Below are 15,112 nucleotides of genomic sequence, written 5' to 3' on the forward strand. Positions count from 1 at the left end.
TCCCACTCCCCCCCCAGCACGGCGTCGCCGGGTCTGCCGAAGGTCACGGTCCGCTGGGCCGTGCCACCGCGGGGGTCGTCGGTCAGGTGCACCGTGGCCCCCCGGCGCACGGCCAGGGTGTCGGTGCCGTCGCCGTCCCAGTCCCCCACCAGCACGGCGTCGCCGGGTCTGCCGAAGGTCACGGTCCGCTGGGCCGTGCCACCGCGGGGGTCGTCGGTCAGGTGCACCGTGGCCCCCCGGCGCACGGCCAGGGTGTCGGTGCCGTCGCCGTCCCAGTCCCCGACGAGGGCACGGTCGCCGGGGCTACCGAAGACCACCAGGTGCGCCCCGTCGTCGACGGCCAGGTGGTACGCGTTGCCGGTACCGGCGACCTCGGTGCCCGCGAGCGCGGGCGACGCGACCAGCGTGGTCGCGCCGAGGGCGAGAGCGGCGGCGGCGGGGGCGAGTCGGTGGCGGGTCATCGCCGTCCATGATGCCTCAGAACCGGGCCGGGCAGCAGGGCGGAAGGTGTTCAGTCGCGCTCGGCGACCACCATGGCCGAGGCGATGCCGGCGTCGTGCGAGAGGGACAGGTGCCAGCGGGTGATGCCCAGCTCGGCCGCGCGGGCCGCCACCGTGCCGCGGATCTCCACCTGCGGCGCGCCACCGGGCACGCGGTGGACGGTGCAGTCGTGCCACCGCATGCCGGCGGGCGCGCCCAGGGCCTTGGCGATCGCCTCCTTGGCCGCGAACCGGGCCGCGAGGGACGCGTCGGGCAGGTGGCGCTCCTCAGCGGTGAAGAGCTTGTCCCGCAGCCGCGGCACCCGGCCCAGCTCGTCGATGAAGCGCGTCACGTCGCAGACGTCGATCCCGACCGCGACGATCACAGCGGACTCACTCGACCGTGACGGACTTGGCCAGGTTGCGCGGCTGGTCGACGTCGTAGCCCTTCGCGGCGGCCAGCGCGCTGGCGAAGATCTGCAGCGGGACCACCGTGACGAGCGGCATCATGAGCGTCGGCGTCCGCGGCACCCGGAAGACGACGTCGGCGAAGTCGTCCACCGCCTCGTCGCCCTCCTCCGCGATCACGAGCGTGCGGGCACCGCGAGCACGCACCTCCTGGATGTTGGAGACGACCTTGCCGTGCAGCATCGGCCGGCGCGGGGTGGGGACGACGACGAAGACGGGCTGGCCGTCCTCGATCAGGGCGATGGGGCCGTGCTTGAGCTCGCCCGCGGCGAAGCCCTCAGCGTGGATGTAGGCGAGCTCCTTGAGCTTGAGCGCGCCCTCCATCGCCACGGGGTAGCCCACGTGGCGGCCGAGGAAGAGGACCGACTTCTCGTCCGCCATCGAGCGGGCGACGGCCCGGATCTCCTCCTCGCGGTCCAGGATCTGCTGGATCTTCCCGGGGATCAGTGCCAGCTCCTCGAGGTAGCCGGCCACCTCGTCGGGGTACTTGTTGCCGCGCAGCTGGGCCAGGTAGAGGCCCAGGAGGTAGCACGCGGTGATCTGGGCCAGGAATGCCTTCGTGGAGGCCACGGCGATCTCCGGGCCGGCGTGCGTGTAGAGCACGGCGTCGGACTCGCGCGCGATCGTCGAGCCGTGGGTGTTGACCACGGCGAGCACCTTGGCGCCCTGCTCGCGGGCGTGACGCACGGCCATGAGGGTGTCCATGGTCTCCCCGGACTGGGAGACGGCCACCACGAGGGTCTTCTCGTTCACCACGGGGTCGCGGTAGCGGAACTCGTGCGCGAGCTCGACCTCGACCGGGATGCGGCACCAGTGCTCGATGGCGTACTTGGCGACGTGCCCGGCGTAGGCGGCGGTGCCGCACGCGACCACGATGATCTTGTCGACGCTGCGCAGGATGCGCTCGTCGATGCGCAGCTCGTCGAGCACGAGGTTGCCGGCCTCGTCGCTGCGGCCGAGCAGCGTGTCGGCCACCGCCTTGGGCTGGTCGTGGATCTCCTTGTCCATGAACGTCGGGTAGCCGCCCTTGACGGCCTGGTCGGCGTCCCAGTCCACGGTGAACCGGCGCCCCTCGGCGGGGGCGCCGTCGCCCCCGGTCACCCGGACGTCGTCGGCGGTGATCGTGACGACCTGGTCCTGACCGAGCTCGAGGGCCTCCTTGGTGTGGGCGATGAAGGCGGAGACGTCGGACCCGAGGAAGTTCTCGCCGTCGCCCAGGCCGACGACGAGCGGGGAGTTGAGGCGGGCACCGACCACGGTGCCGGGCGCATCGGCGTGGACGGCCAGCAGGGTGAAGGCGCCCTCGAGGCGGCGCGTCACCGCCAGCATGGCAGCGGTGAGGTCGCGGGTCTCGGCGTAGGCGGCGGCGAGGAGGTGGGCGACGACCTCGGTGTCGGTCTCGGAGCGGAAGGTGGTGCCACCGGCGACCAGCTCGGACTTCAGGGGGGCGAAGTTCTCGATGATGCCGTTGTGGATGACGGCGAGGTTGCCGTCCTCGCTCAGGTGCGGGTGCGCGTTGACGTCGGTGGGGCCGCCGTGGGTGGCCCACCGGGTGTGGCCGATCGATGCGGTGCCGTCGGGGACGGGCTGCTCGGCGAGCATGCCGCGCAGGTTCTGAAGCTTCCCGGCCTTCTTCGCGCTCGCGAGCCCGGCGGGCGTCACGACGGCGACGCCGGCGGAGTCGTACCCCCGGTACTCCAGGCGGGCCAGGCCCTCCATGACGACATCGAGCGGTCGGGCGCTGGGCGCGGCAGGTCCTACGTAACCCACGATTCCACACATGCGTGCCAGGATAACCGCCGCGAGTGGTCCACACTGGTCCCTGTGCCTGACACGCCCCGAGCCGCCGTCGCCGCCGCCTCGCCGTACGTCGAGTTCGACCGCGAGTCGTGGAGCCGGCTGGCGGAGTCGACGCCCCTACCGCTGACCAGCACCGACGTCGTCAATCTGCGCGGGCTCGGCGACCCGCTCGACCTGGCCGAGGTCGACGCCGTGTACCGCCCGCTCTCCGGGCTGCTGCAGCTGTACGCCGCTGCCACCCGGGCCCTGCACCAGGCCCGGTCCGGCTTCCTCGGCGAGCGCAGCTCGCGCACGCCGTACGTCATCGGTGTGGCCGGCTCGGTGGCGGTGGGCAAGTCCTCGACCGCCCGTCTGCTGCGCGAGCTCCTGCGGCGGTGGCCGCAGACCCCCCGGGTCGAGCTCGTGACTACCGACGGGTTCCTCTATCCCAACGCCGAGCTCGAGCGTCGCGGCCTCCTGGAGCGCAAGGGCTTCCCCGAGTCCTACGACCGGCGGGCCCTGCTGCGGTTCGTCGCCGCGGTGAAGGCGGGCATGCCGGAGGTCACGGCACCGCTGTACGACCACGTCGCCTACGACATCGTCCCCGGAGAGGTGCAGACCGTGCACTCCCCGGACGTGCTCGTCGTCGAGGGCCTCAACGTGCTCCAGCCGGCGCGGGTGACGGCACGGGGGCTGTCCTCGCTGGCCGTGAGCGACTTCTTCGACTTCTCGATCTACGTCGACGCCCGCATGGAGGACGCCAAGCGCTGGTACGTGGAGCGGTTCCTCAAGCTGCGCGAGACGGCCTTCGCCGAGCCGCGTTCCTACTTCCGCAAGTTCGCCGACCTCGACGACGTCGAGGCGACCGCCCGCGCGGAGGCCATCTGGGACGCGATCAACGCGCCGAACCTCATGCAGAACATCCGGCCGACCCGCGGGCGGGCGACGCTGGTGCTGACGAAGTCGCCGGACCACCGCATGCACCGCATGCGACTGCGCAAGCTCTGACGGCCGGGGCTCCTGGCCGCCGGGTCAGGGGCCGGGCTGCTCGGCGTCCGCGGCGGTACCCGGCTCGGCGCTGCGCGGGGCGGGGGCGCCCGGAAGGTCGACGTCCATCGTCGGCAGCGACGGGAACCACCGGCGCTGCACGAGCGCCAGGACGCGGTCCAGCGCCAGACCGAGGACGATGCCGCCGGCCACGCCCGCCAAGACCGCGATGAGCGGATGGTCGTGCAGGAAGACCCCCGCGCTCATCCCGAGGAGCGTGGAGTAGGCGCCCCAGATGAGGGCGGCGCACGCGGCGATCACCACGAACCGGCGCCGTGGGAAGCCCACCGCACCGGCGGTCATGTTCACGGCAACCCGCCCGATCGGCACGAACCGAGCCGAGAGGATGAAGACGGTGCCCCGCCGCGCGAGGGCCCTCCTGGCCCAGGCGAGCGAGCGCTGCCCGCGAGGCGAGGCGAAGATCCGGAGCCGGTCGATCGGCACCTTCGTGCCGATCGTGTACGCGATGAGGTCACCGGCGAAGGCGCCCACCGCACCGGCGAGCGCGAGGAACCACAGGCTGGGCCCCTGGCCGGCGGTCGTGAGCACGGCGACCGCGATGATGATCGACTCGCTGGGGACAGGCGGGAAGAATCCGTCGATCGTGGCGAGGACTGCGACGGCCACGAGCACCCAGGGGGAGTCGGTCAGGCCGAGGACGAACTCCTCGACGACGTTCACCGCCTCCACCACCGTCCCAGCCCCCGCCCTCTCGGTCGGCATGCGCCGCACCTCCGCGCGTCCGCACGCACCGAGGATCACGGTACGGCACACCGTGCGACTCGATCGCGGCTCGGGCAGGGGTGCCGGGATCTCCACATTGTCGGCACACGTGTGCCGCCACCCGACCGCAGATCCACGGGCCGACCGCGCGTCCACCCACCGCCCGCGGGCCTTCGCACCGACCGCGGGCCTTCGCAGCGCCCGCGGGCCTTCGCGCCGACCGCGGGTGGTGCACCATGCGCCGTCGGCACGAGCACCAGCCCTCGACGAGGGTGGCCCGTGGGATCCACGGGTCCCTGCGGGGCCGGCTCCCCATGCGCACCACCGATCCCCGCACCGCCCGCGCGTCCACCCACCCACCGCGGGCCTTCGCACCGACCGCGGGCCTTCGCACCGCCCGCGGGTGGTGCACCATGCGCCGTCGGCACGAGCACCCGCCGTCGAGGAGTGCCCGCCGCGTGCAGCCCGAGGGCGCTACCTCATCCGCGCGATGAGGCCCGCGCCTGCGAGCAGCCGGCCCAGCGCCACGCCGTCGAGCGCCTCTGACCAGCCCCAACGGACCACACCCCGGACCTGCCGGCGCAGACGATCCTCCCGTCTCTTCTCCTGCCAGACCACGTCACCAGGCTCGACCCGTGTATCGGCAGCGACGGGTAGGTACTTGCCACGCCCGTCGAACTCGCCGACCAGCTCTTCCTCGATCCACCAGAAGTCCGTTCGCCCGATGAAGCCGTCGGGGTCGGAGAACCGGTGCTGCAGCTCCGGAGCCGGCAGCCTCAGCTCGTGCATCCGGGCCCGGCTCAACGACTCGCCCACGGACTCCGCAGCCCCGTCGGCGAACGCCACCACCACGGCGGCCGCACGGTACCCCCGCTGACCTTTGACCTGACGGAGTGCCGCCTCGAGCTCGGCCCGGGTGACCGCGCCGGTGTGCAGGACGTGGTCCGCACCGGCCACGGCCGAGGCGAACGGGGTGAACCTCGCGAGGTCGACGACGGTCCGGGCCGGCGGGGTCATGGCCACCCCGTCGATCACGGCGACCTCGGGCATCACCGTCACCCCGTGCCGAGCAACGACCGTGCTCGACCGCCCGCCCCCGGCGCTGGGCGCAAGGACGTGCACGACGCTCGGCCATCTCCCCACGATCGGGATGCCCTGCATCACGGCCGCCGAGTGCAGGGCGAGCACGGGCATGGTGCGCATGGCAGAGACCGTCGCCTGCACGAAGAGCCGGTACCGATGGTCCGGTCGCGCGTCATGCCACGCTCTTGCCTCCGCATAGGCGCCGCGCCGAACGCGCACGAGCGTGGTGTCCCGGGCGGCGCGCCTCTGCCCGCGCACGCTCGACCCACGGGCGTGCAGGTCCGAGCTGAGGATCAGCCCCGAGGATCTGGTCGGCTCCATGCGGATGACGGTGTCATCTCCCCCGCTGCGCACGGTGACGTGGTTCGCGCACCTGTGGACCGGGGTGCACCACAGCCTGCCGAGACCGGAGGCGGGCGCGGCGGCGCGGCGACGGCGGGTCGTGGTGCCGACCGCGCACGGTGGACCACCCGCGCTCGGCACGAGAACCCGCGCTCGAGGAGGCGCGGACGCCCCGCTACAGGGCCAGACGCTCCCGGACGGTCTCGGCGAGCGTGTTGGCCTCCGTCTCGGCGTGGTCCTGCGTGGCCGCCTCGACCATCACGCGCACGAGCGGCTCGGTGCCCGACGGCCGCAGCAGCACACGGCCCGTGTGCCCCAGGCGCGCCTCCGCGGCGGCGACGGCCTCCGCCACGCCGGGGTCGGTGGCGGCGCGGGCCTTGTCGACGCCCGGCACGTTCACGAGCACCTGCGGCAGCCTGGTCACGACCGACGCGAGGTCGGCGAGGCTCCGCCCGGTGGCGGCCACCTGCGCCGCGATGAGCAGGGAGGTGAGCACGCCGTCGCCGGTAGTGGCGAAGCGCGAGCTGATGATGTGGCCGGACTGCTCACCGCCCAGGACGTGCCCCCCGGCGCGCATGGCCTCGAGCACGTACCGGTCGCCGACGCCGGTCTGGACGGTCGCGATGCCGGCCTCCTCCATCGCGAGGAGGAGCCCGAGGTTGCTCATGACAGTGACGACGAGGGTGTCGCCCGCGAGCTCGCCGGCCTCCTTCATCGCCACGGCGAGCAGGCCCATGATCTGGTCGCCGTCCACGAGCCTGCCGGTGTGGTCGACGGCGAGGCACCGGTCGGCGTCGCCGTCGTACGCCACACCGAACGCGGCGCCCGAGGCGACCGTGACCGCCTGGAGCTGCTCGGGGTGGGTGGACCCGCAGGCGTCGTTGATGTTGTAGCCGTCGGGCGAGGCGTTGATGACGACGACGTCGGCGCCCGCCTCGCGCAGCGCGATGGGGGCGATCGCGCTGGCCGCGCCGTTGGCGCAGTCGACGGCGATGCGCAGGCCCTTGAGGGGGCGGCCGGCGGCGGCCACCAGGTGGTCGACGTACGCGCGGTCGGCGAACGAGTGGTCCTCCACGATGCGGCCGACGTCCGCGCCGGTCGGGCGCTCCCACTCGACGCCGAGGCGGGCCTCGATGGCGTCCTCGACGGCGTCCTCGAGCTTGAACCCGCCGCGGGCGAAGAACTTGATGCCGTTGTCGGGCATGGCGTTGTGGGAGGCGGAGATGACGACCCCGAGGTCGACGTCGGTGCTCGCGGTCAGGTGCGCGACGCCCGGGGTGGGCAGCACCCCGACCTGCGTCACCTCGACGCCGGCGCTCGCGAGCCCCGCGCCGACGGCCGCGGAGAGGAACTCGCCCGAGACCCGGGTGTCGCGGCCGACGACGGCGCGCGGGGCCCGGCCGCTGAAGTCGCCGGAGGCGGTGAGGACCTGCGCCGCCGCGGAGCCGAGCGCGAGCGCGAGCTCCGCCGTCACGTGCCGGTTGGCGAGGCCGCGGACGCCGTCCGTGCCGAAGAGCCGTGCCATCAGTGCATCCTCCTGTATGGGTCCGTGCGCACGACGGCCCCGCGACGCACGAGGCGTGGCGGGGCCGGACGTGGTGTTCGTCGGATCAGCGCTTCGAGTACTGCGGCGCCTTGCGGGCCTTCTTGAGACCGGCCTTCTTGCGCTCGACGGCGCGGGAGTCGCGTGTGAGGAAACCGGCCTTCTTCAGCGCCGGCCGGTTCGAGTCGCGGTCGATCTCGTTGAGCGCACGGGCGATCCCCATGCGCAGCGCACCGGCCTGGCCGGAGATGCCGCCGCCGTTGATGCGGGCGACGACGTCGAAGCGACCCTCGATGTCGAGCAACGTGAAGGGCGACTTCACGAGCTGCTGGTGGAGCTTGTTCGGGAAGTACTCCTCGAGCGAGCGCCCGTTGACCTTCCACTCCCCGGAACCGGGGACGAGCCGGACTCGAGCGACGGCCTCCTTGCGGCGGCCGAGCGCCTGGCCGGGCGCGGTGAGGGACTGACCCTGACCCGTGCGGACGGTCTCGCTCTCGGTGGTGTAGCTGCTGGGGACGTTCTCGTCGTCCAGCTCGATGTCGGCAGTGGTCTCAGCCACAGTTCTCCTTCAGTCTCTGTTCGGTGCCGTAGGCGCGGTCACGCCTGCTGGGCGACCTGGGTGATCTGGAAGGTCTGCGGCTGCTGCGCGTGGTGCGGGTGCTCCGCACCGGCGTAGACCTTCAGCTTGCTGAGCTGGGCGCGACCCAGGCTGTTCTTCGGGAGCATGCCGCGGACGGCCTTCTCCACCGCGCGCTCGGGGCGCGTGGCGAGGAGCTCGGCGTAGGAGGTGGCCTTCAGCCCGCCCGGGTAGCCCGAGTGCTGGTACGCGAACTTCTGCTCGCGCTTGCTCCCGGTCAGCGCAACCTTGTCAGCGTTGATCACGATGACGAAGTCGCCGCCATCCACGTGCGGGGCGAAGGTCGGCTTGTGCTTCCCACGGAGCAGAGTGGCGACCTGGGTCGCCAGACGGCCGAGGACGACGTCGGTAGCGTCGATGACGTACCAGTTCTTCGTGACGTCGCCGGGCTTCGGTGTGTACGTGCGCACGGGCGTAGCCTTCGTTTCTTCAGCGTTCTTGTCTCGGGGCAACGATGGCAGCGCTGCGACCCATGGTCAGGTGGTACTCGCTGCGCGCATCCGCGCCGCGCCGGCGAGTGGGAGACACCGGGGAGCGCATAGGGATGCACAACGACTGCTTAGGCTACCGCCGCGAGGCGTATGCGGTCAAAAGTTCCTGGCTGCCGCGGCCGTGAGACCCGCCACCTCGCTCGATCACGACACACCGGGCCAAGGCCCCGGGGCGGGTGGGACGCGCCGGGCGGACGTGGCTCCGGGGTCTCAGCGCTGCTCGTCGTAGACCGGCCCCCACTCGTCGTCGTGATCGGTCACGCCGGCGGCGTCGGAGTCCCCCACCACGTGCACGGCCAACTCCTCCGCGCTGAGGTCACCACCTGCGGCGCCGGAGTCGTCGGCGAAGATGTCCTGCTCCTCACCGACCATGTCCGTCTCGTCGTCGTCGTCGGGCCGGGCCACCAGCCGACCCACGGCCGGTTCCGGCTCGTCGTCGACGTCGTCCGGGTCGCCGTCCTCGTCGAGGTCCTCGGGGTACCGCCCGACGTCGTCGGGACGCTCCCGGGAGAGCCGGCCGCGGAGGTCCTCGCCGGCGATCTGGCCGCGCTGGCTCAGGTCCATGCCGGCGAGCGGATCCCGCTCCGGCGCGCTCCAGCCCTCGTCGAGCACGTCCTCGGCGTCGGTCTCGAGCAGCCCGTCCTCCTTGTCCGGCTGCCACGACTCGTCATCGAGGGACTGTGCCCGGTCCGGGCTCGTGAACGACTCGCTCATGCGTCAACGTTACTCCGCCCACCGAGCCCGCCCCCGACCGCACGCGGCTCCGCCCGCCCGGGCGCAGCTCACGTGCCGGCGGCGCGCCGGCCGGTCGAGGTCCGGCGTGGCAGACCCGCCCCAAGGCTTCCCGGACGACGTCCGGTGGTCCCGGCAGAACCGGCCCCGAGACCGGCACCACTCGCTAGACTGCACCGCACCACAAGGGGGTGCACACGTGCGCGCAACGAAGCGACGACCGGTGGTGCGGCTCGACGCCGACGGTGGCCGACGCGCTCGCGCGGACACCCACGCCGGCGAGGAGCCGCTGGAGATCCGTGTGTCCGGCGTGCAGCACAGCATCACCATGCGCACCCCCGGCGCCGACTTCGACCTCGTGGCCGGCTTCCTCGTCTCCGAGGGCGTCGTGTGGGACGCGGAACAGATCGCCTCCATCCGCTACGGCTCCGGCGTCGATGCGGACGGCTCGCCGAGCTACAACGTGGTCGAGGTCCGGCTGACCCCCGGGGTCGTCCCACCGGACCTCTCCCTGGCGCGGCACGTCTACACCTCCAGCTCGTGCGGCATCTGCGGCACCGCCTCCATCGAGGCGGTGACCCGGTCCTCCCGCCTCCCGTCCGACGGCGCCGGTCTGCGGATCCGGCTCGGCGAGCTGCTCGCCCTCGGGGAGCGGCTGCGCGCCGGTCAGCGGGTCTTCGCCACCACGGGCGGGGTGCACGCGGCGGGCCTGTTCGCCGTCGACCCGGACGGGCGGGCAACCCTGGCTTGCCTGCGCGAGGACGTCGGCCGGCACAACGCCGTCGACAAGACCGTCGGCTGGGCGCTGCGCGAGGGCCGGCTGCCGCTGGGGGGGACGGTCCTGCAGGTTTCCGGGCGGGCCTCCTTCGATCTCGTGCAGAAGGCGCACATGGCCGGCATCCCCGCACTCGCCGCGGTGAGTGCACCGTCCGCGCTCGCCGTCGAGCTCGCCGAGGAGTGCGGCATCACCCTCGTGGGCTTCAGCCGTGGTGAGAGTGTCAACGTCTATGCCGGCGAGCACCGCATCACATCGTGAGAGCAGGTCCCCCGGCCAGGCCGGTGCCGTGCGGCGCCGGCCACGCCCCCTGATGTCGGTACGCCTCACGGCACCAGCCACGCCCTGGTGTCGGTGCACCGCATGGCACCAGCCACGCCCTGGTGTCGGTGCACCGCATGGCACCGGCCAGGCCCTGGTATCGGTGCACCGCATGGCACCGGCCAGGCCCCCCGGTGTCGGTTCCTCAGGGCAGCACCCGGCGCGCACGGGCCTCCACCGTGCGGGCGGCCAGCTCGTGGTCGGCCGGGTAGGCCACCTCCTCGAGCGTGAGGCCGTGCGCGGGCGCCACGGTCACCGCCGCGTCGCGGGCCCGGGCAGCAAGCACCTGTGCCGGCCATCCGACCGGGCGCCTTCCCTCACCCACGGCCAGGCAGGCCCCCACGAGCGCCCGGACCATGGAGTGGCAGAACGCGTCGGCACGCACCGTCGCCACGACCAGCCCGGCATCCGGATCACCGGCCGGCACCCGCCGCCACCGCAGGTCGAGCAGCGTGCGGATGGTCGTCGCCCCCTCGCGGGGCTTGCAGTAGGCCGCGAAGTCGTGCAGCCCGAGCAGCTGTTGCGCCGCCGCGTCCATCGCCGCGACGTCCAGCGGTCGACCGTGCCAGACGACGTCGTGGCGGCGCAGCGGGTCCCGCTGGGCGACCTGGTCGGCGAGCCGGTACGCGTAGCGGCGCCACACGGCGGCGAAGCGGGCGTCGAACCCGGCCGGGGCCTCGGCGGCCCGGTGCACGACGACGTCGCTCGCCCCGCGTGGCGAACCGCCGCGGCCGAGCACACCGGCGAGCCGGACCACGAGGGCCTCCCCGGGCTCGCGGTCGCCGCGCCCCGGTACCGCCGCCCAGGCCCGGGCCGGGACGTCCACATGCGCGACCTGGCCGCGGGCATGGACGCCGGCGTCGGTACGGCCGGCGACACCGAGCCGCACCGCCGGCACGCGCAGCACCGTGGCGAGCGCCTCCTCCAGCGTGCCCTGGACGGTGCGCAGCGCGGGCTGCGCGGCCCAGCCCGCGAACGCCGAACCGTCATATCCCAGGTCCAGCCGGACCCGGACGACCGTCCCGGTCGTCTCGTCGGTGCTGCTCACCGGGGCAGGCTAGCGCGCCGCACCGCCACGCAACGGCGCGTCGATCACGCGATGGGTCCCTGGGGGCCGATCACGCGATGGTTCCCTTACATCCCGCACCCGTCCGTGGGAGGCTGGCAGGACGCCGCGGCGCACAAGCCGCGCCTCGGCGCTTTCGAGTTCGTACAACGATGTCCGGAACGAAGGAGAGCAGTTGTGAGCGGGAACAGGGCAGTCAGCTACGCAGGGGCGGGCAAGGTCGAGGTCATCGACACCGACTATCCCACCTTTGAGCTCAAGGACGGACCGGGGGTCAACCCCGCCAACGTCGGCCGCAAGGTCAACCACGGAGTCATTCTCAAGACCATCGCCACGAACATCTGCGGCTCGGACCAGCACATGGTCCGCGGCCGTACGACGGCGCCGACCGGGCTGGTGCTCGGCCACGAGATCACCGGCGAGGTGGTCGAGTGCGGCCCCGACGTCGAGTTCATCAAGAAGGGCGACATCGTCTCGGTGCCGTTCAACATCGCCTGCGGCCGGTGCCGCAACTGCAAGGAGCGCAAGACGGGCATCTGCCTCAACGTCAACCCCGACCGCCCCGGCTCGGCCTACGGGTACGTGGACATGGGCGGCTGGGTAGGTGGCCAGGCGGAGTACGTCCTGGTGCCCTATGCCGACTGGAACCTGCTGAAGTTCCCCGACCGGGACCAGGCCATGGAGAAGATCCTCGACCTGACGATGCTCTCGGACATCTTCCCGACCGGGTACCACGGCGCCTACTCGGCGGGGGTGACCACCGGGTCGACGGTCTACATCGCCGGTGCCGGTCCGGTGGGGCTCGCCGCCGCCACCGCGGCCCAGCTGCTCGGCGCGGCCGTGGTGATCGTGGGCGACCTGAACGAGGAGCGACTCGCGCAGGCCCGCAGCTTCGGCTGCGAGACGGTCGACGTCTCCAAGGGCGACCCGAAGGACCAGCTCGAGCAGATCCTCGGCGTCCCCGAGGTCGACTGCGGTGTGGACGCGGTCGGGTTCGAGGCACGCGGCCACGGCAAGGATGCGGCCACCGAACGGCCGGCGACCGTGCTCAACTCGCTCATGGACGTGACCGCGGCGGGCGGCGCGCTGGGCATCCCGGGCCTGTACGTCACCGGTGACCCGGGTGGCGTGGACGCGGCCGCGCAGCACGGCGACCTGTCCATCCGGCTCGGCCTCGGCTGGTCGAAGTCCCTCGCCTTCACCACCGGTCAGTGCCCGGTGATGAAGTACAACCGTGGCCTGATGATGGCGATCCTCCACGACAAGGTGCACATCGCGAAGAACGTCAGCGCCACGCCGATCCCCCTCACGGAGGCCCCGCAGGGCTACGACGCCTTCGACAAGGGCGCCGCGAAGAAGTACGTGCTCAACCCGAACGACATGATCAAGGTCGGCTGACCGTCACTGGTGCCCCGGCGCGCTCGGACGGCGCCGGGGCACTGCGCCGTCCTGACGACTGCGCCCTTCCTGACGACTGCTCGGCTCCCGACGTTCGCGCCGTTCCAGACGTTCGCGCTGCGGTACCACGGTGTAGCGCGGATCTCTCGCGGACTGCTGCCCGGCCTCGAACACCCCCAGGCGGGTGGCCGCGGAGCCGGCGACCAGGGCCGCACCCGAGATCACCGCCGCCACGCGGCTGCGGCCGGCGATCAGCGAGCCGAGCGCCCCGCCCACGGTGAGGACCCGGGCGGCGCGCATGAGTCGGCCGGCAGCCCCCTGGTGCAGCGGCTCGGCCGTGATCCCCATGGATCGTTCCATGCGGAGCCCGGCGAGCTGTTCGACGACGGCGCCGCCGAGCGCCAGCCGCCGGGCGGGTCCGGCCTGCGCCGTGGGAACGACCATCATGCTCAGGCCCCCGGCGGCCGCCGCTGCCGAGGCGGTGAAGACGAACGGCAGCTCTCGATGCGCCTCGTGCCAGGACGGCGTGGCCGTGTCGGCGAGCAGGACCGCCGTGTACGCGGCGACCGGTGGCGCCGTCAGCGCCGCGACGAGGCCGGCCGGGCGGCCCAGCGCGGTCAGCAACCGCACGGGCCCCCGGTGCCGCCACCCCGGCAGCGCCGCGGCCACCTCCGCCGCCGCCGCGACCCCCGCGAACGGTCCGTAGGCCATGAGGATCCACGTACCGACCGACATGGGGGAGGTCAGTTTCGCGACGCGCAGCATGTTGAGGAAGCGGGCCGGCCGCCCCAGGTCGTGGATCAGCGCACCGAGGCTGAGGGCCACGCCGCCGAGCGCGGCGAGGCGCCCCGACCGGCGCAGCGCGTCCCGCCCGGTGAGGTCGGCACCTGCGGCGAGCAGGGAGGAACCCGCCGCGAGCCCGCCGGCGAACATGTAGACCGGGATGTCGACCGCCCACGGGGACGGCTTGACGATGGGCCTGCCGTAGTAGGACATGAACTCCGCGGGTGGCACCATGGCACGCTCGCCGCCCCCGCCCTCCCGGCCGCGCGGCCGGCGGCCGCCCCGCGCTCGGGAGCCGCCTGCGTCCCCGGCCGCCCCGCCGCGCCGCTCCCCCACACCGGCCGCCCATCGACCCTGCCGGACGCCGTCCGTACCCGGCATGCCGCCGCCCCCCGTCGCGTCCGGCGCGCCCCGGCGCCCCTCCGGCCCGCTCACCGCTCCCCCAGGAACGTCGCGGCCGCGCCGATCAGGAGTGCGGCGGCGGCCGCGGTGGCGCGGTGGAACATGCGGGGCAGGTCCCGGGTGGTGACCACGGGGTCCGGGGGCAGACCGTAGACCTCGGGCTCGTCGAGGAGGAGGAAGAACGCCCCCGCGCCGCTCACGCCGTCGTGGGGGTCGTCGCCGTAGAGCCGCGCCTCGCTGACGCCCTGCGCGTGGAGCTGCTCGGCGCGGGCGCGGGCCCGTTCGCGCAGCTCGTCGAGCTCACCGAACTGGATGGAGTCGGTCGGGCACGCCTTGGCGCAGGCCGGCTCCAGGCCGGCGCCGAGCCGGTCGTAGCAGAGCGTGCACTTCTGGGCGATGCCGACGTCTCGCGCGCCCGCCGGCCCCGTGCGTCGCTCGATGACGCCGTAGGGGCAGGCGGGCACGCAGTAGCCGCAGCCGTTGCAGATGTCCGGCTGGACGACGACGGTGCCGAACTCGGTCCGGAACAGCGCGCCGGTGGGGCACACGTCCAGGCAGGCGGCGTGGGTGCAGTGCTTGCACACGTCCGAGGACATCAGCCACCGGAAGTCGGCGCGTGCCCCGTCGTCGCGCGCCGTGGATCCGGTGGTGGCACGGTCCGACCCATCGTCCGGGACCCGTCGTGTGACGGCGGGTGGGCCGACGGCGGGTGGGCCGACGGCGGGTGGGCCGACGGCGGGTGGGCCGACGGCGGGCATGCCCAGGTCGACGCCGCGGGCACCGGCAGCCGGCCGGGCGGGCTGCTCGACGAACGCGACGTGCCGCCAGCTGTTCGCACCGAGCGCGCCGGTGTTGTCGAAGGACATCCCGAGCAGGTCGTACCCGTCCTCGGGGACGAGGTTCCACTCCTTGCACGCCACCTCGCAGGCCTTGCAGCCGATGCACACGCTGGTGTCGGTGAAGAACCCCTGACGCGGGGGCGGGGAGACGTAGCCGGCTTCTCCGGCCGGGTCGATCGGCCCGAACAGGCTGTTCCTACCCAT

At 73.1% G+C, this 15,112-nt stretch carries 14 protein-coding genes and 1 pseudogene; 3 read left to right on the forward strand and 12 right to left on the reverse strand.

The features are described from left to right. From ACYC1Z_RS09535 to glmS, 3 genes and pseudogenes are all read right to left on the reverse strand, one after another. Nucleotides 1–461, reverse strand: a pseudogene (locus ACYC1Z_RS09535) (hypothetical protein); the annotation flags it as partial. A 50-nt stretch (nucleotides 462–511) separates the two neighbouring features. Next, complete coding sequence (locus ACYC1Z_RS09540) at nucleotides 512–865, reverse strand: holo-ACP synthase (protein ID WP_461409289.1); 354 nt, start codon at nucleotides 863–865, stop codon at nucleotides 512–514. A gap of 7 nt (nucleotides 866–872) precedes the next feature. Further along, nucleotides 873–2,729, reverse strand: a complete 1,857-nt coding sequence (gene glmS, locus ACYC1Z_RS09545) for a glutamine--fructose-6-phosphate transaminase (isomerizing) (protein WP_461409290.1) — start codon at nucleotides 2,727–2,729, stop codon at nucleotides 873–875. 42 nt (nucleotides 2,730–2,771) lie between these two features. On the opposite strand from glmS, the gene coaA reads away from it, so the two are divergent. Continuing rightward, nucleotides 2,772–3,734: a type I pantothenate kinase gene (gene coaA, locus ACYC1Z_RS09550; protein WP_461409291.1), complete on the forward strand. Its 963-nt coding sequence runs from the start codon at nucleotides 2,772–2,774 to the stop codon at nucleotides 3,732–3,734. A gap of 24 nt (nucleotides 3,735–3,758) precedes the next feature. Here coaA and ACYC1Z_RS09555 read toward each other — a convergent pair whose 3' ends face one another. The 6 genes from ACYC1Z_RS09555 to ACYC1Z_RS09580 all read right to left on the reverse strand — a co-directional run bounded on the left by ACYC1Z_RS09555 (nucleotide 3,759) and on the right by ACYC1Z_RS09580 (nucleotide 9,306). Beyond that, the gene (locus ACYC1Z_RS09555) at nucleotides 3,759–4,496 is read right to left on the reverse strand and encodes a DedA family protein (RefSeq protein WP_461409292.1); all 738 of its coding nucleotides are present in this window, start codon (nucleotides 4,494–4,496) and stop codon (nucleotides 3,759–3,761) included. Nucleotides 4,497–4,970: 474 nt separating this feature from the next. Further along, on the reverse strand, nucleotides 4,971–5,900 hold the full coding sequence (locus ACYC1Z_RS09560; protein ID WP_461409293.1) for a hypothetical protein: 930 nt from the start codon (nucleotides 5,898–5,900) through the stop codon (nucleotides 4,971–4,973). Nucleotides 5,901–6,096: 196 nt separating this feature from the next. After that, complete coding sequence (glmM, locus tag ACYC1Z_RS09565) at nucleotides 6,097–7,446, reverse strand: phosphoglucosamine mutase (protein WP_461409294.1); 1,350 nt, start codon at nucleotides 7,444–7,446, stop codon at nucleotides 6,097–6,099. Nucleotides 7,447–7,531: 85 nt separating this feature from the next. Continuing rightward, nucleotides 7,532–8,023, reverse strand: coding sequence for a 30S ribosomal protein S9 (gene rpsI / locus ACYC1Z_RS09570; RefSeq protein WP_461409295.1), 492 nt, complete (start codon nucleotides 8,021–8,023; stop codon nucleotides 7,532–7,534). A gap of 38 nt (nucleotides 8,024–8,061) precedes the next feature. Further along, nucleotides 8,062–8,511, reverse strand: coding sequence for a 50S ribosomal protein L13 (gene rplM / locus ACYC1Z_RS09575; RefSeq protein ID WP_461409296.1), 450 nt, complete (start codon nucleotides 8,509–8,511; stop codon nucleotides 8,062–8,064). Nucleotides 8,512–8,802: 291 nt separating this feature from the next. Then, a complete protein-coding gene (locus tag ACYC1Z_RS09580) occupies nucleotides 8,803–9,306 on the reverse strand; it encodes a DUF5709 domain-containing protein (protein WP_461409297.1) in 504 nt (167 codons plus the stop codon). 217 nt (nucleotides 9,307–9,523) lie between these two features. Here ACYC1Z_RS09580 and fdhD point away from each other — a divergent pair, with 217 nt between their 5' ends. Then, the gene (fdhD, locus tag ACYC1Z_RS09585) at nucleotides 9,524–10,360 is read left to right on the forward strand and encodes a formate dehydrogenase accessory sulfurtransferase FdhD (protein ID WP_461409298.1); all 837 of its coding nucleotides are present in this window, start codon (nucleotides 9,524–9,526) and stop codon (nucleotides 10,358–10,360) included. Between the two features lie 205 nt (nucleotides 10,361–10,565). Here the strand turns inward: fdhD and truA are convergent, their stop codons facing one another. Further along, nucleotides 10,566–11,468 (reverse strand): tRNA pseudouridine(38-40) synthase TruA, encoded by a 903-nt coding sequence (gene truA, locus ACYC1Z_RS09590; RefSeq protein ID WP_461409299.1) that lies wholly within the window; start codon nucleotides 11,466–11,468, stop codon nucleotides 10,566–10,568. 195 nt (nucleotides 11,469–11,663) lie between these two features. Here truA and fdhA point away from each other — a divergent pair, with 195 nt between their 5' ends. Then, nucleotides 11,664–12,884, forward strand: coding sequence for a formaldehyde dehydrogenase, glutathione-independent (fdhA, locus tag ACYC1Z_RS09595; protein ID WP_461409300.1), 1,221 nt, complete (start codon nucleotides 11,664–11,666; stop codon nucleotides 12,882–12,884). 3 nt (nucleotides 12,885–12,887) lie between these two features. Here the strand turns inward: fdhA and nrfD are convergent, their stop codons facing one another. After that, nucleotides 12,888–13,901, reverse strand: coding sequence for an NrfD/PsrC family molybdoenzyme membrane anchor subunit (nrfD, locus tag ACYC1Z_RS09600; RefSeq protein ID WP_461409301.1), 1,014 nt, complete (start codon nucleotides 13,899–13,901; stop codon nucleotides 12,888–12,890). A 197-nt stretch (nucleotides 13,902–14,098) separates the two neighbouring features. Continuing rightward, complete coding sequence (locus ACYC1Z_RS09605; protein WP_461409302.1) at nucleotides 14,099–15,112, reverse strand: 4Fe-4S dicluster domain-containing protein; 1,014 nt, start codon at nucleotides 15,110–15,112, stop codon at nucleotides 14,099–14,101.

This window comes from Georgenia sp., assembly GCF_054605595.1.